The following is an 18,832-nucleotide window of genomic DNA, read 5'->3' as shown; positions in this document are numbered from 1 at the left end:
AGCCGCCCGCCTGGCAGTGACGCTCAGCTGAACTCGGCCCGCAGCGCGCCATACAGGCGCTGGAAGCGCTCAAAACGCGGGCGCAGTTCGGCGGCCAGCGCGGCATCGGGCTCGGCCACGCGGGCGATCTCGGGCGTGCGGCAGACCTCGTCGACGCTGCCGCCACAGGCCAGCCAAGCCAGGCGCGCCGCGCCGAGCGCGCCGCCGGCTTCGGCACCCACGCCATTGACGAGGCGGATGTTCAGCAGCGAGGCGAGCAACTTCGCCCACCACTCGCTGCGCGCGCCGCCGCCCACCAGCCACAGCGACTCGGCCGTGCCACCGCCGGCCTGCAAGGCCTGCCAGCCGTCCAGCAGGCCAAAGCCCACGCCTTCGAGCACCGCGTAGCCGAGGGCCGCGGCATCGTGCTCATGCGTGAGGCCGAAGAACACACCCTGCGCATTCGCGTTGTTGTGCGGCGTGCGTTCGCCGCTCAGGTAAGGCAGGAAGAGGGGCGCGCGTTCGCGCTGGGCCGGGGTGAGCTGGGCGACCTTGGCGATCAGCTCGGCCTCGCTCGATTCCTTGAGCAGCAGCGTCACCCAGCGCAGCGCACTCGCCGCGCTGAGCATGACGCTCATCTGGTGCCAGGTGTTCGGCAGCGCATGGCAGAAGGCATGCACTGCACGCGCCGGGTTGGGGCTGAAGGCCTCGTTGCACAGGAAGATGACGCCCGAGGTGCCGAGAGACAGAAAGCCCTGGCCTGGCTTGACGACGCCCATGCCGACGGCGCTGGCCGCGTTGTCGCCACCACCGCCCGCAATCGGGATGCCGGCGCGCAGGCCCCAGCGTTCGGCCAACTCGTGCTTCAAGCCAGCGCTCGGGTCGCTGCCTTCCACCAGCCGCGGCATGTGGCTCTCGTTCAGCCCCGTCAGCGCCAGCGCCTCGGGCGACCAGCGGCGGCGAGCGACGTCCAGCCACAGCGTGCCGGCGGCGTCACTCATCTCGCTCACAAAGGAGCCGCTCAAGCAAAGGCGCAACCAGTCCTTGGGCAGCAGCACCTTGGCCACGCGGGCGAACAGCTCGGGTTCGTGCTGGCGCATCCAGGCGAGCTTGGGCGCCGTGAAGCCCGGCATCGCCAGGTTGCCGGTGATGGCCGGCAGCTCGGGGCAGGCGGCCATCATCTCGGCGCATTGCGCGGCGCTGCGGCCGTCGTTCCACAGGATGGCCGGCCGCAGCACGCGGTCGGCGTCGTCCAGCGTGACGGCCCCATGCATCTGTCCCGACAGGCCGATGCCGCGCACCCTTGCGAGGGCGGATGCGTGGCTCTGGCCGAGTTGCGCCATGCCTTGATCGAGCGCGGCCCACCAGGCAGCGGGGTCCTGCTCGCTCCACAGCGGCTGCGGACGCTGCACGGTCAGCGCGACGCCGGTGGTCGCGACGATGTGGTGCTGCTCGTCCAGCAGCAGCAGTTTCAGCTCGGAGGTGCCGAGGTCGATGCCGAGAAACATGCTTAAACGAAAGCGTTGACGACGTTCTCCAGGCGCTCCTGACGGCCGGAGCGCGCAACGGGCGAAATGCCCTGGGCGTGCACGATGGCAGCCAAATCGTCAAGGCTGGCGCCCGCCTGGATCTTCTGGCCCAGCTCGCCGTTCCAGCCCGCATAGCGATCGCCCACGGCCTTCTCCAGCTGGCCGCTTTCGTACAGCGCCGCCGCGCTCAGGAAGGCGCGGGCCATGGTGTCCATGCCGCCGATATGGCCTTCGAGCTGGTCGGTCGGGTCGATGGACTGGCGGCGCACCTTGGCGTCGAAGTTGGTGCCGCCGGTCGTGAAGCCGCCCGCGCGGATGATCTCCAGCATGGCCGGCACCAGGGCCGCGTGGTTGTTGGGGAACTGGTCGGTGTCCCAGCCCAGCTGCTCGTCGCCGCGGTTGGCGTCGATGGAGCCGAAGATGCCCAGGGCACAGGCGGTCGCGACCTCATGCTCGAAGCTGTGACCGGCCAGCGTGGCGTGGTTCACCTCCAGATTGACCTTGACCTCGTTCTCCAGGCCATAGGTCTTCAGGAAGCCGTAGACCGTGGCACTGTCGTAGTCGTACTGGTGCTTGGTGGGCTCCTGCGGCTTGGGCTCGATGAGGATGGCGCCCTTGAAGCCGATCTTGTGCTTGTGCTCCACCACGGCCGACAGGAAGCGGCCGTACTGGGCCAGCTCGCGCTTGAGGTCGGTGTTCAGCAGGGTCTCGTAGCCTTCACGGCCGCCCCACAGCACATAGTTCTGACCGCCCAGGCGATTCGTCCACTCGAGCACGTGCTTCACTTGCGCTGCGGCGTAAGCGAAGACCTCGGGGTCGGGGTTGGTGGCCGCGCCGCTCATGAAGCGCGGGTTGGAAAACAGGTTGGCCGTGCCCCAGAGCAGGCCGATCTTCTGATCCTGCATCTTCTTGGCCGCGGCTTCGAGCAGGCCGTCGAGGATGCGGTTGGACTCAGCCAGCGTCGCGCCTTCGGGGGCCACGTCGCGGTCATGGAAGCACCAGTAGGGCAGGCCGAGCTTGCCGAAGAGGTCAAAGGCGGCATCCAGCTTGATCTTGGCGGCTGTGACGGCGTCAGCCTCGGCGAACCAGTTGCGCTGGTGGGCGGTGGCTCCCAGGCCGAAGATGTCCTCGCCCTTCCAGCAGAAGTTGTGCCAGTAGCAGACGGCCGGTCGCAGGTGCTCGGCCAGCGTCTTGCCCATCACGACGCGCTTGGCGTCATACCAGTGGTAGGCCAGCGGGTTGGTGGACTGGGGGCCTTCGTAGGGGACGGTGGGGAGGTCGGAATAGGCGGTGCTCATGGCGGGTCCTTACTGCGGGATCAGGGAAGGGTGGTGAAAGAGGTCAGGCGGTGGCCGGTACGGCATTGGCCGGGCCGTCGTCATCAGGGCCGGCGCCGGCCTTCTGGCGGCGCTGGGCCAGCTCGTCGGCCATCGTCAGCGTGGTCTGCTTGGTCAGCTTGTTGGCGAGCATGCAGACTGTGCAGGCCGCAAACAGCAGGCCGACAAAGATGCTGGACATGAAGCGGTAGCCCTCAACGGCATTGGGCGCCGCAGCCTGCTGGGTGTCGTAGCCGAAGAAGCCGGCCAGGATCCACAGCAGGGCCGCCGAACCGATGGCCAGGCCTGCCTTCAGCGAGAAGCCGATGGTGGCGAAGACCATGCCGGTGAAGCGCCGGCCGGTCTGCCACTCTGAGTAGTCCGCCGCGTCGGCATACATGGCCCACATGACGGCGCAGGTCGGCGCATAGACGACGGAGCCCAGGAAGGCCAGGCCCACCATGCCCCAGGTAGCGGTGGGCGGCAGCAGGTAGAGGGCGGAGGCAGTCAGCGTCGACAGCGCGAAGCAGGTGATGGCGACCGTGCGTTTGCCGAAGCGCGCGGACAGGCCCACCGACAGCATGATGACGACGATGGTGGTGCCTGTGCCCACCATGTTGACGATGCTGTTGAACACGTCGGCCGTGTTGGACTGGGCCAGGCCGTCGCGCGTGCCGTGCACGATGTAGCCCAGGCTGTCGGCCAGGCTGCCAGTGCCTGCCGCGTCGGGCGTCGTCAGGCCCAGGGCTGCAACGAAGTCGAACATGGCGGCCTTGTCGGCGTAGTGGTGGTAGTAGTTGTAGTGGGCGCCGCCGCGCAGCGCCAGCAGCGCAAAGTGGAAGAGCGTGTAGGCCACCAGCGCGATCCACGGGCCGTTCTTCAGCAGGTCGCTGAAATCCTGCCTGGGCGAGGACTTGGCCTGCGCGATGGGCTTGATGCGCTCCTTGGTCGTGAAGAAGGTGACCATGAAGAGCAGCAGGCAGGCCGCGGCCCAGATCGTCATCGTGACCTGCCAGCCGTGGGCGCGGTCGGCGCCTTGCGCGAACTTGGCCACCAGCGGCAGCGTGAAACCGCCCACGACGAACTGCGCGACGTTGACCGACACGAAGCGGTAGGAGTTGAGCTTGGTGCGCTCGTTGAGGTCCGCCGTCATGACGCCGCCCAGCGCCGAGTAGGGCATGTTGTTCATCGAGTACAGCGTCATCAGCAGCGTGTTGGTGATGCCCGCATAGGCCACCACCATGCCGGTGCTCCAGCCCCAGGCCGGGTCGGGTGACGTGTAGGCCAGCACCATGACGACGGCCCAGGGCACCGAGGTCCACAGCACCCAGGGGCGGAACTTGCCCCAGCGCGTCTCGGTGCGGTCGGCCAGCACGCCCATGACGGGGTCGAAGATGGCATCCCACAGCCGCGGCCACAGCAGGATGGCGGCCGCCGTGCTCGCACTCAACCCGAACACGTCGGTGTAGAAGTTGAGCTGGAACAGGATCATGGACATGAAGACCAGGTTCGCAGCCGCGTCGCCGCAGCTGTAACCGGCCTTCTCCATGAAGGACAAGGGCTGGTGGGTGGTGGCCATGGGGTGTCTCGTGTCGTTTTAAGAGAGGCGCGGTCTCAGGGCCGTGCTTCGTAAGAAAGGTAGTCGAAGTCCGCGGCAAGGCGCTGGCCCGACAGGTCCTGGCAGGCAATGCCGATGAAGTTGCCGGTGAAGCCGAAGCTGCGCGCGTAGCCATCGACGAAGCGCGTCACGGCTTCGTCGCTGAGCATGGCGGTGTCCAGCGCCGGGCCGACGTCCTGCCAGGCACCGCCCGCTTGATTGGCTTGAGCGAACTGGAACTGGTAGCGGTCGTGGCGGAACTCGACGGCCAGGTCGACCGGGCCCTCCGCCAGCACGACCGGCGTGGCCGGCTCGCTCAGCGCCGAGTCGCGGTTGACGGTCAGGCGCAGCACGCGCCGGCCGGAATCGACATCGCGGCTGACGTGCAGATAGGCGTGGTTGCCAGTGTTGTAGTAGGCCACCAGGCCGGCCATCTGCTGGAATAGCTCGGGTGCAAATTCCAGGCGCGTCTCGATGCGGCAGTTGAAATGCTGCTGGCGGCGCGCGACGAGGCTCTGGTCGAACAGGCTCATCAGCGATTCGCGGCCCTTCAGGCGCAGCCAGCCGGGGCGCTCGGTCAGCGAGATCCAGCTTTCGTCAAAGGGCACGCGCAGCGAGTTCAGGTGGTGGTTGAGCGTGACGCCGTCGAAATCGTCGCGCGCCGGCTCGGCCGGGAAGACATGCTCGGGAAGGCCCGGCCCGGCCACCTGCAAGTGCGGCGCATTGCCGCCGCCTTCGATCTCCGGCCAGTCGTCATCGCGCCAGTGGATGCGCTGGATGCCGGTCTCGCGGCCCAGCGGGCAGTGCAGGCCGACGTACTCGCCGTTCTGCCTGTCCGCGTTGGGGCCACTCCATTCCAGCGGGCGACCACAGAGGTGGGCGAGGTACCAATCGCCATGGGCCGTCTGCACGAGGCTGGCGTGGCCGCTGCGCTGCAGGCCGTCGGTGCGCTGCTGCCAGGCCGTCAGCAGCGGGTTGCCAGGCAGCGTCTCGTAGGGGCCGTCGATGTTGCGTGAGCGGGCCAGCGTGACGGCATGCTCGTAGAAGGTGCCGCCCTCGGCCGTCAGCAGGTAGTACCAGCCGTTGCGGCGGTAGAGGTGGGGCCCTTCGACCACGCCCAGCGGCGTGCCGGCATAGATGTTCTTCACCGGGCCGATCAGGCGCCTGGCTTCGTGGTCGTACTCCTGCAGCAGGATGCCGTTGAAGTGGTGCTTGCCGGGCTGGTGGATCCATTGCTGGTTCAGCAGCCACTGGCGGCCATCGTCGTCATGGAAGAGGCTGGGGTCGAAGCCGGAGCTGTTCAGGTAGATGGGCTCGCTCCACGGGCCGTCGATGCTGGGCGCGGTGATCAGGTAGTTGTGGGTGTCCTTGAATGCGCCGAAGGTGGAGCGCACGTCGGTGTAGATGAGCCAGAACTGGCCACCCGAGTAACTCAGGCAGGGCGCCCAGACGCCGGCCGAGTCGGGGTGGCCGAGCAGGTCGAGCTGGCTCTTGCGCGTGACGGCGTAGCTGTGGTGGCGCCAGTTTTGCAGGTCGCGCGAATGGTGGATGCGCACCCCGGGCCACCACTCGAAGGTGGAGGTGGCGATGTAGTAGTCGTCACCGCCATCACTTGGAACGCGGCAGATCGAGGGGTCGGCGTGAAAGCCCGGCAGGATGGGGTTGGTGATCATGTGTCGGTGCAGAGAGAGTCAGGCGGCCGCAGCCAGGCGGCTGGCGGCGATCAGGGGGCGGGTGAGACGGTAGCGGGCCAGGGCCGCGGCACCGACGGCGACGGCATCGACGCCGAAGCGCGACAGGGTGACCAGGGGCGGCGCCACGCCGGCGGCGCTGGCATAGGCTTCCAGCGTGCGGAAGGCGTGCTCGAGAAAGGGGGCGCCGATCTCGACGGCGGGGCCGCCGAGCACGATGCGGCCGGGGTCGTAGGCGGCGCAGAGATTACCCAGCAGCATGCCCAGATAGCTGCCGGCGCGGGCGACGGCTTCGATGCTGTCGGGCTGCCTGGCGCTCAGCCGGCGCTGGATCCCGGCCAGGCCACCGCCTTCTTCGCCAGCGGGCAGCATGGTCCGAAAGCCGATCATGGCTTCGGCGCAGCCGCGGCGGCCGCAGCTGCAGCGCGGGCCGTCGATCTCCAGCGTCGTGTGGCCGACCTCCCCAGCCAGGCCGTGAGCGCCGGTCAGCAGCCGGTCCTCGACGACGATGCCGGCGCCCACGCCCAGGCCCAGGCTCAGGTAGATCAGCGGGTCGCGACCGTCTGCGCCGAACTCCAGCTCGCCCAGGGCCGCAGCATCGGCGTCGTTCTGCACGAACAGCGGCACGCCTTGCAGCGGCGTGTTGCGCAGATGCTCGACCAGCAGCCGGCCGACGGGCAGGTCGCGCCAGCCGAGGTTGTGGGCGAAATGCAGATGGCCGCGTTGCTCGTCCACGCCGCCGGGCAGCCCGATGCCGATGCCGATGACCCGCTGAGCCGGCGTGTCCAGGCGCGCGTACACCTGCGTCAGTAGCCGGGCGGCGCGCATCAGCGCGAGAGGGGCGTCCCGTCCGGCGTCCAGCGGCGCGCGCGCACGGGCCAGCACGTCGCCGGTCAGCGAGGTGGCGACGACCTGCACGCCCTCCACGCCCAGCTCGGCGCCCAGCAGCACCAGCCGTCCGGGGTCGACGAAGAGGGGCGTCGGCCGGCGGCCCAGCTCGCCGGTCGCGACGACCTCGCGCTCCAGCAGCCAGCCCTCGTGGATCAGCTCCTTCACCAGCCCGCTGACGGTGGATTTGGTCAGCTGCAGCGACTCGGCCAGCGCCGCACGCGACTGCCCGGGCCACGCGCTCAGCTGCCGCACGACGGCCATGCGGTTGAGGTCTTTGAGCAGGTGCTGATCGGCGGTGAACTGCATGCGGGCCCTAGATGGTTTACAGCCCGTCGGCCGCGAAGGGCCGCTGCAGGGTGGGGAGGTGGTTGACGGTGGCCGCAACGAAGAGCCGCGCGCAGATAACCCAGCGCTGCCGGCCCGGCGGCGTGGCGACAGCCCCGACCATCACGCGGCTTTCAGCGCATCTCCCCGAAGCGCGAGGGCGTAGGGGCAGGTGGCGGGAGCCGGTAGGGCGGGATGAGAATTCAATGCGGTCTCCGTCTTGAGCGGCGTCCTTCCGACACCGCTTGCTATGGACTCAAATGTAGCGCTACCATTTTGCATTGCGCAAGCGAGAAATCTCTAACATTCCCGCGATTCCGGGGTTGCGACCCCGGTCGGCCCATACAGGAGACCTGATGAAGACATGGGCCCGAGGCCTGGCCGGCTTGCTGCTGGCGGCCGCGCTGCAACCCGCATGGAGTGCGGTGGAGGATGGCTTCGAACTGTGGCAGCGCTACCGCGCATTGCCAGCCGTGACTCAAAGCGAGGTGCTGACGCGGGCCCGCAGCATCCTCCCTGCCGAGCCGATGTCACCAACGCTGCAGGCCGCCGTTGCGGAATTGAAGCGCGGCGTGGCGGGCCTGACGGGGCGGGAGCCGGCCGTGTCGGCCCAGCTGGCGGACGGTGCTCTGCTGCTGGTCACGCCGGCCAGCGCGCCGGCCGGGCTGAACTTGCCCTGGGCCGAGCTGGGCCGCGAGGGCTATCTGCTGCGCAGCCTGAAGCTCCAAGGCCGGGCCGTGACCTTGATCGCGGCCAACGCCGACATCGGCCTGCTCTACGGCAGCTTTGCCTGGCTGCGCGCGGCGCAGACGGGCACCAACCTGGGCAAGCTGGACCTGCGGTCCGCGCCCAAGGTCGGCTTGCGCCTGCTCAACCACTGGGACAACCTGGACCGCACGGTCGAGCGCGGCTATGCGGGCGCGTCGATCTGGGACTGGTGGAAGCTGCCCGACATCCGCGATGGGCGCTACGTCGACTACGCCCGCGCGAATGCGTCGCTGGGCATCAACGGCACGGTGCTGAACAACGTCAATGCCAAGGCCGATTCCCTGACCGCGCCTTTCCTGGCCAAGGCGGCGGCGCTGGCCGACGTGTTCAGGCCGTATGGCATCCGCGTCTACCTGTCGGCACGCTTCTCGGCGCCCGTCGAACTGGGCGGGCTGAAGACTGCAGACCCGCTGGACCCGGCCGTGCGCGCCTGGTGGCAGGCCAAGGCCGACGAGATCTACCGGCGCATCCCCGACTTCGGTGGTTTTCTCGTCAAGGCCAATTCCGAGGGCCAGCCGGGGCCGCAGGACTATGGCCGCCACCACGCCGACGGCGCCAACATGCTGGCCGAGGCATTGGCGCCGCACGGCGGCATCGTCATGTGGCGGGCTTTCGTCTACGCGCCGGACGCGGGTGACCGCGCGAAGCAGGGCTATGCGGAGTTTCAGCCGCTGGACGGCCGCTTTGCGCCCAACGTCATCGTGCAGGTCAAGAACGGCGCCATCGACTTCCAGCCGCGCGAGCCCTTCCATCCGCTGTTCGGCGCCATGCCGAAGACGCCGCTGGCGCTGGAGCTGCAGATCACCAAGGAATACCTCGGCTTCTCCACCCACCTCGTCTACCTCGGGCCCCTGTTCGAAGAAGTTCTGCGCGCCGATACCCGCGCGAAGCCACAAGGAGCGACCGTGGCCCGCCAGATCACGGCGATGGCCGGCGTGGCCAACATCGGCAGCGACCGCAACTGGTGCGGTTCGCATTTCGATTGCGCCAATTGGTACGCGTTTGGCCGCCTGGCCTGGGACCAGGATCTCGCCTCGGCCGACATCGCCCGCGAATGGGTGCAGCAGACCTTCACGAGGACACCGCGTGCGGTGGACACCCTCGTCTCAATGATGCTGGCCTCGCGTGAAGCTGTCGTCGACTACATGATGCCCCTCGGCCTGCACCACCTGATGGGCACGGGCCACCACCATGGCCCGGCGCCCTGGGTCGACAACCTGGAGCGGGCCGATTGGAACCCGGTCTACTTCCACCGCGCCGGCCGTGACGGCATCGGTTTCGACCGCTCGCCGCGCGGCAGCAACGCGACGGCCCAGTACGCGCCCGGCTGGGCCGCCCGCCTGGCACGGCCGGAGACGACGCCCGAGGAGTGGCTGCTCTGGTTCCACCACCTGCCCTGGGATTACCGGCTGGCGTCTGGCCGCACGCTGTGGGCCGAATTGGTAGCGCGCTACGACCGTGGCGTCGCGAGCGTCGTCGACATGCGCGCGCGCTGGGCCACGCTGCAAGCCGACATCGACCCCGTCCGCCATGCCGACGTCACCGCCTACCTGGCAGTGCAGGAGACCGAGGCTCGCTGGTGGCGGGATGCCTGCCTCGCCTATTTCCAGTCCGCCTCGGGGTTGCTGCTGCCGCCCGGCGTGCGGCCCCCCGAGCGCTCGCTGGACGACTACAAAGCGCTGCGCTTCAACTTCGCGCCGGGGCGCGGCGGCTGAGAGTCCCCAAGCCAAATATGATTGCGCAAACAAACCCACCACCATCCGAGGGACCCTTTTGAAGCCAACCGCTCGCTCCGGGCGCAGCCCCAAGGTCGCGACCATCGCCGATGTCGCCGCGCTGGCCGGGGTGTCGCCGATGACGGTGTCGCGGGTCATCAACGGGGAGCAGAACGTGCGCCCGGGCACGCGTGAGAAGGTGCAGGCCGCCGTCGCCGAGCTGAACTACCTGCCCAACCAGGCCGCGCGCCACCTGGCCGGCTCCGAGCCCATCCGCATCGGCATGCTCTACATCGATCCGACGGCCGGTTATCTCAATGAATTCCTCATCGGCTTGCTGAACAAGGCCAGCCTGCGCCATGTGCAGCTCGTCGTGCAGCGTTGCGAGGCCGCGCGCGAGGGTGAGGAGAAGCCGGTGGCCGAGATGATCGCCAACGGCATCGACGGCCTCATCCTGCCGCCGCCCTTCTGCGATTCCCAGCCCTTGCTGAAGCTCGTGGCCGAGACCGACACGCCGGCCGTGGTCGTGTCCAGCGGCGTGCCGCCCGAAGCCGTCTGCGCCGTCGGCATCGACGACTACCAGGCCGCCTACGAGATGACGCGGCACCTGCTGAACCTGGGCCACCACCGCATGGGCTTCATCATCGGCGACCCCTACCAGAGCAGCAGCGCCCGCCGCCTGGCCGGCTTCCATGCGGCGATGGCCGACGCCGGCCTCAACATCGAGGAGGAGGAGGTCGTCGCCCAGGGCATGTTCACCTACCGCTCGGGCCTGGACGCGGCCGAGTTCCTGCTTTCGCAGGAGCGCCGGCCGACGGCCATCTTCGCCAGCAACGACGACATGGCCGCAGCCACGGTCGCCATCGCCCATCGCATGGGCCTGGACGTGCCCAGCGACCTGACGGTCGTCGGCTTCGACGATGCGCCGCTGGCCACGACCATCTGGCCCGAACTGACCACCGTGCGCCAGCCCATCATGGAGATGGCCGGTGCCGCGGTGGACCTGCTGGTGCGTCACATCCGCGCGCGCCGCACCGGAGTGCCTCTGCCCTGCGAGCATGAGCTCATGGATTTCGCGCTGGTCCGACGCCAGTCCGACGCGGCGCCGCGGCTGCGCCCGCCCTTGCGCATCGGCGCATGAGTGAGCCGCTCGTCTAAGCCCAAAGCGGGCCGGCTTGGGAGAGGCCCGCGCTCTGCCCGCAATCCACACGCATCGCCCTGAAATGAACCCTCTCTCCGCCCCGCGCTTCAAGCGCCTGCTGCTGACCGGCGCCGCCGGCAACCTCGGCCGCGTGCTGCGGCCGCGCATGAAGCATTACTGCGACGTGCTGCGGCTGTCGGACCTCGCACCCATGGACCCCGCCGGCGAGGGCGAGGAAGTCGTGCAGGCGCCGCTCGAGGATCTGGCTGCCATGCAGTCACTGCTGAAGGATGTCGACGCCGTGCTGCACTTCGGCGGCGTGTCCATCGAGAAACCCTTCGACGTGGTGCTGCCGGCCAATATCGTCGGCGCCTACAACGTCTACGAGTCGGCCCGCCAGCGCGGCGTGAAGCGCATCATCTTCGCCAGCTCCAACCACGTGACCGGCTTCTACAGCCAGGGCGAGACGTTGACGCCAAGGGCCGCGCCGCGGCCGGACAGCTACTACGGGCTGTCCAAGGCCTTTGGCGAGGACCTGGCCCAGTTCTATTTCGACCGCCACGGCCTGGAGACGGTGTCGGTGCGCATCGGTTCCAGCTGGCCCGTGCCGACGGACCGCCGCATGCTGTCGAGCTGGCTGAGCTTTGACGACCTGGAGCGCCTCCTCGTCGCCGCACTGAGCGCGCCCGTCGTCGGCCACAGCATCATTTACGGCATGAGCGACAACCGCTCGACCTGGTGGGACAACAGCGCGTCCAACCACATCGGTTTCAAGCCCCAGGACAGCTCCGAGCCCTGGCGCGCCGAGGTCGAGGCGGCCCAGCCCTATGTCGACCCGAGCCGGCCCGAGGTGCGCTGCCAGGGCGGCCAGTTCGTCATCCTCGGCCCCTTCGAGAAGGCGCCGGCAGACCAATGAAGATCCCCTTCACGCCCAACGCCCGCCGGCCCGACGCGGCCATCGAGGTGCTGGACGACGCCTTCCTGCCGCTGCGCCTCTTCCCTGCGGGCGTCGAGCAACTGGCCACCGGCCTGGCCTGGGCCGAGGGGCCGGTCTGGTTTGGCGACGGGCGCTACCTGCTCGTCTCCGACATCCCCAACAACCGCATCCTGCGCTGGGACGAGATCACCGGTGCCATCAGCGAGTTCCGCAACCCCAGCAACAACGCCAACGGTCACGTGCGCGACCGCCAGGGGCGCCTCGTCAGCTGCGAACACCTGACGCGCCGCATCACGCGCACCGAGTACGACGGCCGCATCACGGTGCTGGCGGATCGCCATCAAGGCAAGCGGCTGAATTCGCCCAACGACATCACCTGCCATCCGGGCGATGGCAGCCTGTGGTTCAGCGACCCGCTGTTCGGCATCGCCAGCGACTTCGAGGGCGAGAAGGCCGAGTCTGAATTGACGCCGGCCGTCTACCGCATCGACGGCGTGACCGGCGAGCTGACACTGCAGATCGACGACCTCAAGGGCCCGAACGGCCTGGCCTTCAGCCCTGACGGCAAGACCCTCTACGTCATCGAAAGCCGCGCCCAGCCGCATCGGTTGATCTGGGCCTATGACGTGGACGGCGTGTCCTTGAGCAACAAGCGGCTGCTGATCGACCCGGGGTGCCCAGGTGCCTTCGACGGCATGGCCGTCGATGTGCAAGGCAATCTCTGGTGTGGCTTTGGCAGTGACGGCAGCGCGGATGCGGATGCGGCGGTGCTGGACGGTGTGCGCGTCTACGGCCCCTTGGGCAAGCCGCTGGCGCATATCCACCTGCCCGAGCGCTGCGCCAATCTCTGCTTCGGCGGCGCCAAGGGCAACCGTCTCTTCATGGCGAGCACGCATTCGCTGTATTCGCTGTACGTGAACACGCGCGGCGCAGTCAGTTGACGGCATGGCCGCCCCACGAAAAAAGCCCTGGCGCTTGAGGCCAGGGCTTTTGGGGACTTCGGCGGATCACTGCGGGAGTGACCCAGAAATCAAATCAATTACAGATCGCGACGACGGCGCGAAGCAACAAAACCCATGACGCCCAGGCCTGCTGCCAGCATGGCGTAGGTTTCAGGTTCCGGCACCGGCATCGCGGTGGCCGAAGCCGAAATCGCGTAGGCCGACGGCGCCTGGTTAGCCAACGCGAACACGTTGAAGTAATAGTTGCCGGCGCTCAGGTTCGTGAAATGCCCGGTCGACGTGGACGTGAAGGCAAAGCCGGTGATGACGGTGTCGTCAGTGCCGCCCACGACGTGATCGGCGCCGGTGCTGACGATGCTGTAGAAGGCCGGCGACAGGCTGCCGAAGATCGTCGTCACATTGCTCTGCACGCTCGAAGCCGACGCCAGCGAGAACGTGAAGGTGTCGTTCACCAGGCTCGGCACGACAGCGACGTTGCCGCTGTTGACCGTGATTGCGCCCAGCGTGCCGGTGCCCAACACGAAGGGGGTGGCCTGCGCCGCAAGGCTGCCCAGGGACAGCACAGAGGCCAAGGCAAGAGACTTCAACATAGTTAATTACTCCCAAAGAAAGACCTGAACGAATTAGCAAGCATCGTGCCATCAGAGAAAACCCTGCTGTGGCGGTGATTTGCTTGCGGTCAGCTTTCTGGGTGTAAAGAACGCCGACACCAACGGGCCTTGTCATCGAGAAAGTAGTCCTCGCCCGGCGGCTCGATGGGCTCGCCCTCAAAGAGCCCCGCAGGGAACCCGTAAGCCCTTGGCAGCCGCGCGTCCGCGGTGAAGACATGCGATCCGCATGTCTTGCAGAACGAGCGCTGCAGGTTGGGCGTGGGACAGAACACCGACAGCCCCTCGGGGTTGTTCACGACGACCTGATCGCGCGGCGCTGTGATCCACGTGGTGAATGCCGCACCGCTCAGGCGCCGGCATTCGCCGCAGTGGCAGTTGTCCGGGCGGCGCAAAGGCGATGGGACCGTGACGGAGACGGCGCCACAGTAGCAGGAGCCGCGGGCGGCGAGAGGCGGGGTCATCGGCTTCAAGGCAAGGGAAGAGCCAGGACTATGCCCGTTGCCGCGTTGCTGAACTCCGTTGCCCGCTCGCGATCGGCGTGGGCAGGACTCACCGGCTGGCGGGGTGCCTTCTGCTGACAAGCCGTTGTCGCGACCTCCCGCCATCATGGCGATTCCCAATTTGCGCACGAGGCGCTCCGATGAAAAACGCCACCCTGTGGGAGGAATCGGCACAGGCCGGCACGGCCGCGCCGCGCGGCAACTGGATTGCCGTGGCCAGCGCCACCCACGCACGCCGAGGCTGCGCGGAACGCGGCGCAGGCTATATGCAGGTGTGCCATGGCAAGGTCGCGCCGTTGCGGCGCGTGAGGCCCGGTGACCGCGTGGCCTACTACGCGCCCACAGTCACCATGGGCGGCAGCGACAAGCTGCAGGCCTTTGTGTCGCTCGGGCTGGTCAGGCCCGGCGAGCCCTACGCCTTTGACATGGGTGGCGGCTTCGTCCCCTTCCGCAAGGACGTGGACTATGTGCCCGCACGCGAAGCGCCCATCGCCCCGCTGATCGACCGCTTCGAGTTCGTGCAGGACCGCGCGCGCTGGGGCTATTCGTTTCGTTTCGGACTGTTTGCCATCAGCGACCATGACATGAGGCTGATTGCCGATGCCATGGCTGCCGATGCAGATGCCCTTCATTTTCTGAACTGCACAGATGATCCCTCCCTCCATCAACTCCGCGGGTGACCGCAACGCCGGCGCGCTCGACCCCGCAGTCGCTGCTCGTGCCTGGGCCTGCGGCTGGGCGATTTCGCGGTGCACGCCAGCGCCGGTCCGGCGCTCCGGCTGCTTTCAGATTTCGGTCGGAAAGCCCGGGCAGACGACTCGCTATGTTCTTCCCGCCCTTGATCGACATCTCCTTCAAGAACTTGTCACCGAGACCGGCCCCGGCAGCTGGCTGAAGATCTGCGCACCACGTGAAAGCGTGTCTCCCTTGCTCTCCCATCATTGGCAGTTTCACGAACCCGAGTTTCTGATGAGCACCGATCTCAGGGGCGGCGACGCCACCGCCCCTGAGGGCTATCGCATGCAGACCGACAAGGTGGGAGAGGTCGCGTTTGCCAGGCTGATCGCAGGTTCAGGAGAAATCGCGGCCGGCGGCCAGGTGGCGATCGAGGGTCCGTTCGCCACCTTCGATCAAATCGTCACGGCCGAGGCCCACAGGAGGAAGGGGCTGGGGCGACGCGTCATGACCATCTTGTCAAGCATCGCGCTCGATCTGGAGGCAAGGCAAGGCGTGTTGGTGGCCACGGAATCAGGCGCTGCGCTGTACAAGGCGATGGGTTGGTCCCTGGTCTCGCCGGTCACTGCAGCGTCGTATCCAACCGCGCAGGCAGGCTGACGGGTGGTGGGGATGAGCCTTTTCACCTGACCGTCTTGCGTACCGGGTTGTCCCCTTCGATGAACCGAAGGTTTCAGCCCTGCCACGAAAGACCGCCATGTGCCGACTGCTCGCCCCGCTGCTCCTTGCCACGCTCACCCTCCTGGCTGGCGTGCCGCCAGCCGCCGCGCAAACTGCTGCGCCGACGGTCTCCGTCGGCAGCGACAACGGCTCGGCCATCAAGGGTGCGCGCCGTGTCGCCATCGACCAGTTCGGGATTGAATTCGTCACCACGCTGAAGGCGAGCGGCAGCGGCGGGGGCAACAGCACCTCGGTGCAGGCCGAACTGCGCGGCGTGCCGGATGCGGCGATGCAGGCGCTGACCGACCGCGTCTACCGCGACACCGTCGAGGCACTGACCGCTGCCGGCTTTGAAGTCGTCGGCATGGACACGGTTCGCGCTCGCCCCGAGTACGCCGAAGTCGAGGCCCGCATGGGCAAGCCGGCGCCCTACGTCATCGACGACACGGGCGCCGTCTCCAAGATCTTCGCGCCCACCGGCATGCCGGCCTTCTTCCAGACGGCAGGAGGCCGCGGCACGCTGAGCGACCGCATCACCGCGCTGGATGGCGCCAACGGTGCAAAGGCCAGCGCGGTGGCGCAGGCGCTTGACCTGCATTTCGTGCGCCTGCACTTCTTCGCGAGCTTCGGCACCGCCTCCGGCAGCAAGGGCTTCCTGGCCAATATCGCGCGTCGCTCACAGTCCTCCATCGAGGCCGGCCCGGTGCTTTACCCCAACGAGACCCAGCTGCAGATCGTGTCGCAGGAAGGGCAGCGCATCTTTCGCACGACGTCGCGCAGTGGCGTCAACGGCGCCTTCTACGTCGACCGCCTGGTTCAGGGCGCTGCCGACGGCTTCGCGCTCGTCGACACCACCACCGACGAGTCACGCAAGTCAGACAACACGAGCAACGCGCTGTCGATGGGCCTGGCGCTGCTGACCGGTGGCCGCTCGCGTGGCACCAGCAATGCGACTGCCGCGGTCACGCTCGACGAGGCCACCTTCGAGCGGGCCTACCTGCCCATGATCGGCAACGCGCGGGATGCGCTGGTGCAACGGCTGAAAAGCGCCAGGTGAACCGCTGCCCTCGCGTCAGGTCAATGGCGCGGCGCCCAGTTCGCGGCGCAGCCAGGCGCGGGCCAGCGCCCAGTCGCGCTTGACGGTGGCGAGCGACAGATCGAGCGCCTGCGCGATCTCGTCGTTTTCGAGCCCGCCGAAGAACTTCAGCTCCACCACCTTGGCCGCGCGCGGGTCGACGGCTTCGAGGGCCAGGATGGCCTCGTGCACGGCCACCACGTCGGGCTCGGCCTGCACGCCGATCTCCGGTGCACCGGTGATCGACAGCGACACCAGCTGCGCCTCGCGCTTCTCGGTGCGTTTGGCCAGCGCGTGGTTCACCAGAATGCGCCGCATCATGGTCGAGGCCACCGACAGGAAGTGCGCCCGGTTGGCCCACTGCGTGCGGGTCTGCTCGGCCATGCGGAACCAGGCCTCGTGCGTGAGCACCGTCGGGCTCAGCGTGTGCGCGTTCGCCTCGCGGCCCATGTGGGCGCGCGCGATGCGGTGCAGCTCGCCGTAGAGCAGCTCGAAGAGCTGGTTCGACGCGCCGGCCGCGTCCGTGTCGAGCCGGCGCAGCCACTCGGTGACATCGGCGGCGGCGGGGTTCGAAGCGGACAGGGCAGTCATAGCGGTCATGGCGCCGCGCATTTTGCGCGCGGCGCCGCGACATGCCTGCGAAGGATTGCTCGGTTCATGCGTGCCTGTTTTCAAGCCCGATGAGCCTTTTGGCCGCGCCACGCTGCGTACCCCGGCATGCCCCTCGAATCGGCGAGGGGTGCCACCCCTCCCACCGGACTCCACCATGACATCGACCCCTTGCCCAACTCCCCACGGCCTGCGTGGCCTCGTGATCGCGGCGGCCACCGTGGCCGTTGCCACCTTGGCCGGCTGCGGGGGTGGCGGCACCACGGCGCCCGCAGTACCGGCTCCTGCACCGGTCGCAACAGCGCCTGCGCCCGTCCCCGCGCCTGCACCCGCCCCAGCCCCTGCGCCCGCGCCTGCGCCTGCCCCGGCGGTTGTCAAGGCCACATTGACCGGCGTGGCTGCGAGCGGCGCGCCCGTCGTTGGCGGCACGGTCACGGCCACCTGTACCAGCGGGCCGGCCACGGTCTCGCTGCCGACCAGCGCCACCGGCACCTGGACCGTCGACGTGCCGGCCAACACGCTGCCCTGCGCACTGCAGGTGTCGGGTGGCAAGGTGGGCGGCGTGCCGAATGCGCTTTCGCTGCACAGCATTGCCGTGGCCGCCGGGCGCGTGAACATCACCACCCTCACCGACCTGACCATTGCGCGCGCTGCCGGCATGCCGCCCGCGACCTGGTTTGCGGGCCTGGCCGCCGCACCGGCGGGCACCCGGCTCGACACCGCCGGAGCGCTCACCCAGCTGATTGCCACCCTCACGGCCGGCAGCTACGTGCTGCCCACCGGGCCGTTCGACCCCTTCACCGGCGTGTTCGACGCCAAGCCGGGCGATTCCACGGACGCGCTGCTGGACAGTGTCATGGCCGCCGCGCTTGCCAGCCACAAGACCTACATCGACCTGATCGCCGACTTCAGCGCCGCAACCAATGGCATCTACCGCTTGCCGCCCGCGCTGACGGGCACCGATCCCACGCCACCGGCGCCGCACGCCATCGTGCTCACGCCCAAGGGGCAGGCGATGGCCGCAGACGTCGCGCCGGCCATCGGCACCTGGCAGGGCCAGCTCGGGCGCGTCTTCACGCCGGGCCAGGCGACGCAGGAGACCACCTCGTGCAGCATTGCCGTGGCCAAGGACGGCATGCTGACCGTCTCGGCCGGTGGACGCAGCCTGCAGGCCGCCGTCAACGGCGACGTGGGCGACCTCATCCTCAATGTCGTCAGCCTCACGCGGGTCCAGGCCAGCGATGTGCCGAACGACCGCTACGCCCAGCTCACCCTCGTCAAGGGTGTGATGGCGCAAGGCGTGGCGCGCCAGGGCGGCACCGGCTTCACCACGGCCACGGACCGGGTGGAGTGCTGGCTGAGCAACCCCAACCCGACCAGCGCAGGCGGCGCCAACGTCGCGACGCTGAACGGCGCCACCGCGGCCGACATGTCGGCGGCACTCGTCGGCCACTACACGAGCAGCAGCTGCACGCTGGACGTGTCGAGCAGCGGCGTCTTCCACCTGGTGAGCGGCAATGTTGACGTGACGACCCGCCTCGCCGGCGACGAGGACGACGTCATCGTCACCTTTGGCGAGAGCGTGGCGGTGCAGGCGCAGGACTACTTCACCGCCGGTGAACAAACCTGGGTGACGCTGGCCTACCAGCCGGCCAACGCGGCGCTGAACGTGCCGGCGTCGTACAGCGCCGACGCCAGCCACCGCATGCCGCGACCGGTCAAGTCGCTTGCGCAGTGCAGCGGCCTCGTCAAGCAGTGATGGCACGGGGGGCGGTTCCCCCGCTCCCCCGCA

General features: G+C 68.3%; 16 protein-coding genes. 8 read left to right on the top strand and 8 right to left on the bottom strand.

What is annotated here, in order from left to right:
- Window positions 1-23: 23 nt before the first annotated feature.
- Genes xylB through ASC91_RS26765 form a run of 5 tightly spaced genes read right to left on the bottom strand, consistent with a single transcriptional unit; the run spans window position 24 to window position 7,309 of the window.
- Window positions 24-1,487, bottom strand: a complete 1,464-nt coding sequence (gene xylB / locus ASC91_RS26785) for a xylulokinase (RefSeq protein ID WP_056204798.1) — start codon at window positions 1,485-1,487, stop codon at window positions 24-26.
- 2 nt (window positions 1,488-1,489) lie between these two features.
- Window positions 1,490-2,806 carry a xylose isomerase gene (gene xylA / locus ASC91_RS26780; RefSeq protein ID WP_056204795.1) on the bottom strand — a complete coding sequence of 439 codons (1,317 nt, stop codon included), beginning with the start codon at window positions 2,804-2,806 and terminating at the stop codon, window positions 1,490-1,492.
- A 43-nt stretch (window positions 2,807-2,849) separates the two neighbouring features.
- The gene (locus ASC91_RS26775; protein WP_056204793.1) at window positions 2,850-4,403 is read right to left on the bottom strand and encodes an MFS transporter; all 1,554 of its coding nucleotides are present in this window, start codon (window positions 4,401-4,403) and stop codon (window positions 2,850-2,852) included.
- Between the two features lie 35 nt (window positions 4,404-4,438).
- Window positions 4,439-6,094, bottom strand: a complete 1,656-nt coding sequence (locus ASC91_RS26770) for a glycoside hydrolase family 43 protein (RefSeq protein ID WP_056204792.1) — start codon at window positions 6,092-6,094, stop codon at window positions 4,439-4,441.
- Between the two features lie 18 nt (window positions 6,095-6,112).
- The gene (locus tag ASC91_RS26765) at window positions 6,113-7,309 is read right to left on the bottom strand and encodes an ROK family transcriptional regulator (protein WP_056204789.1); all 1,197 of its coding nucleotides are present in this window, start codon (window positions 7,307-7,309) and stop codon (window positions 6,113-6,115) included.
- Window positions 7,310-7,683: 374 nt separating this feature from the next.
- On the opposite strand from ASC91_RS26765, the gene ASC91_RS26760 reads away from it, so the two are divergent.
- From ASC91_RS26760 to ASC91_RS26745, 4 genes are all read left to right on the top strand, one after another.
- The gene (locus ASC91_RS26760; RefSeq protein WP_056204786.1) at window positions 7,684-9,810 is read left to right on the top strand and encodes an alpha-glucuronidase family glycosyl hydrolase; all 2,127 of its coding nucleotides are present in this window, start codon (window positions 7,684-7,686) and stop codon (window positions 9,808-9,810) included.
- Window positions 9,811-9,868: 58 nt separating this feature from the next.
- Entirely contained in the window at window positions 9,869-10,951 is a 1,083-nt protein-coding gene (locus tag ASC91_RS26755) for a LacI family DNA-binding transcriptional regulator (protein WP_056204784.1), read from the top strand.
- An 82-nt stretch (window positions 10,952-11,033) separates the two neighbouring features.
- Window positions 11,034-11,867, top strand: coding sequence for an NAD(P)-dependent oxidoreductase (locus tag ASC91_RS26750; RefSeq protein WP_056204780.1), 834 nt, complete (start codon window positions 11,034-11,036; stop codon window positions 11,865-11,867).
- Entirely contained in the window at window positions 11,864-12,829 is a 966-nt protein-coding gene (locus ASC91_RS26745) for an SMP-30/gluconolactonase/LRE family protein (RefSeq protein ID WP_056204777.1), read from the top strand. The genes ASC91_RS26750 and ASC91_RS26745 overlap by 4 nt, the downstream gene beginning before the upstream one ends.
- 98 nt (window positions 12,830-12,927) lie before the next feature.
- Here the strand turns inward: ASC91_RS26745 and ASC91_RS26740 are convergent, their stop codons facing one another.
- Both ASC91_RS26740 and ASC91_RS29085 read right to left on the bottom strand, forming a co-directional pair.
- A complete protein-coding gene (locus tag ASC91_RS26740) occupies window positions 12,928-13,440 on the bottom strand; it encodes an FxDxF family PEP-CTERM protein (RefSeq protein ID WP_082533051.1) in 513 nt (170 codons plus the stop codon).
- 89 nt (window positions 13,441-13,529) lie between these two features.
- Window positions 13,530-13,922 (bottom strand): GFA family protein, encoded by a 393-nt coding sequence (locus ASC91_RS29085; RefSeq protein WP_162247874.1) that lies wholly within the window; start codon window positions 13,920-13,922, stop codon window positions 13,530-13,532.
- A 179-nt stretch (window positions 13,923-14,101) separates the two neighbouring features.
- Here ASC91_RS29085 and ASC91_RS26735 point away from each other — a divergent pair, with 179 nt between their 5' ends.
- From ASC91_RS26735 to ASC91_RS26725, 3 genes are all read left to right on the top strand, one after another.
- Window positions 14,102-14,641 carry an EVE domain-containing protein gene (locus ASC91_RS26735; RefSeq protein WP_056204771.1) on the top strand — a complete coding sequence of 180 codons (540 nt, stop codon included), beginning with the start codon at window positions 14,102-14,104 and terminating at the stop codon, window positions 14,639-14,641.
- Complete coding sequence (locus tag ASC91_RS29745; protein WP_157282167.1) at window positions 14,610-15,296, top strand: GNAT family N-acetyltransferase; 687 nt, start codon at window positions 14,610-14,612, stop codon at window positions 15,294-15,296. Before ASC91_RS26735 ends, ASC91_RS29745 begins: the two co-directional genes overlap by 32 nt.
- A 97-nt stretch (window positions 15,297-15,393) precedes the next feature.
- Complete coding sequence (locus ASC91_RS26725; RefSeq protein WP_056204766.1) at window positions 15,394-16,413, top strand: hypothetical protein; 1,020 nt, start codon at window positions 15,394-15,396, stop codon at window positions 16,411-16,413.
- 15 nt (window positions 16,414-16,428) lie between these two features.
- On the opposite strand, the gene ASC91_RS26720 is transcribed toward ASC91_RS26725, so the two are convergent.
- Window positions 16,429-17,022 carry an ECF-type sigma factor gene (locus ASC91_RS26720; protein ID WP_162247873.1) on the bottom strand — a complete coding sequence of 198 codons (594 nt, stop codon included), beginning with the start codon at window positions 17,020-17,022 and terminating at the stop codon, window positions 16,429-16,431.
- A gap of 175 nt (window positions 17,023-17,197) precedes the next feature.
- On the opposite strand from ASC91_RS26720, the gene ASC91_RS30090 reads away from it, so the two are divergent.
- Window positions 17,198-18,799, top strand: a complete 1,602-nt coding sequence (locus tag ASC91_RS30090; RefSeq protein WP_200955357.1) for a hypothetical protein — start codon at window positions 17,198-17,200, stop codon at window positions 18,797-18,799.
- Window positions 18,800-18,832 lie beyond the last annotated feature (33 nt).

The organism is Pelomonas sp. Root1237, from assembly GCF_001425055.1.
Classification (GTDB): domain Bacteria; phylum Pseudomonadota; class Gammaproteobacteria; order Burkholderiales; family Burkholderiaceae_C; genus Pelomonas.
This window is presented reverse-complemented; position numbering and strand designations above follow the sequence as displayed.

What these genes read in the sequence shown, in the direction of transcription:
- xylA (WP_056204795.1), bottom strand. Translation starts at nt 2,806, where the DNA reads ATGAGCACCGCCTATTCCGACCTCCCCACCGTCCCCTACGAAGGCCCC.
- ASC91_RS26725 (WP_056204766.1), top strand. Translation starts at nt 15,394, where the DNA reads ATGTGCCGACTGCTCGCCCCGCTGCTCCTTGCCACGCTCACCCTCCTG.
- ASC91_RS30090 (WP_200955357.1), top strand. Translation starts at nt 17,198, where the DNA reads ATGACATCGACCCCTTGCCCAACTCCCCACGGCCTGCGTGGCCTCGTG.
- ASC91_RS26765 (WP_056204789.1), bottom strand. Translation starts at nt 7,309, where the DNA reads ATGCAGTTCACCGCCGATCAGCACCTGCTCAAAGACCTCAACCGCATG.
- ASC91_RS26760 (WP_056204786.1), top strand. Translation starts at nt 7,684, where the DNA reads ATGAAGACATGGGCCCGAGGCCTGGCCGGCTTGCTGCTGGCGGCCGCG.
- ASC91_RS26735 (WP_056204771.1), top strand. Translation starts at nt 14,102, where the DNA reads ATGAAAAACGCCACCCTGTGGGAGGAATCGGCACAGGCCGGCACGGCC.
- ASC91_RS26750 (WP_056204780.1), top strand. Translation starts at nt 11,034, where the DNA reads ATGAACCCTCTCTCCGCCCCGCGCTTCAAGCGCCTGCTGCTGACCGGC.
- ASC91_RS26745 (WP_056204777.1), top strand. Translation starts at nt 11,864, where the DNA reads ATGAAGATCCCCTTCACGCCCAACGCCCGCCGGCCCGACGCGGCCATC.
- ASC91_RS29085 (WP_162247874.1), bottom strand. Translation starts at nt 13,922, where the DNA reads ATGACCCCGCCTCTCGCCGCCCGCGGCTCCTGCTACTGTGGCGCCGTC.
- ASC91_RS26770 (WP_056204792.1), bottom strand. Translation starts at nt 6,094, where the DNA reads ATGATCACCAACCCCATCCTGCCGGGCTTTCACGCCGACCCCTCGATC.
- ASC91_RS29745 (WP_157282167.1), top strand. Translation starts at nt 14,610, where the DNA reads ATGATCCCTCCCTCCATCAACTCCGCGGGTGACCGCAACGCCGGCGCG.
- ASC91_RS26740 (WP_082533051.1), bottom strand. Translation starts at nt 13,440, where the DNA reads ATGTTGAAGTCTCTTGCCTTGGCCTCTGTGCTGTCCCTGGGCAGCCTT.
- ASC91_RS26720 (WP_162247873.1), bottom strand. Translation starts at nt 17,022, where the DNA reads ATGACTGCCCTGTCCGCTTCGAACCCCGCCGCCGCCGATGTCACCGAG.
- ASC91_RS26775 (WP_056204793.1), bottom strand. Translation starts at nt 4,403, where the DNA reads ATGGCCACCACCCACCAGCCCTTGTCCTTCATGGAGAAGGCCGGTTAC.
- xylB (WP_056204798.1), bottom strand. Translation starts at nt 1,487, where the DNA reads ATGTTTCTCGGCATCGACCTCGGCACCTCCGAGCTGAAACTGCTGCTG.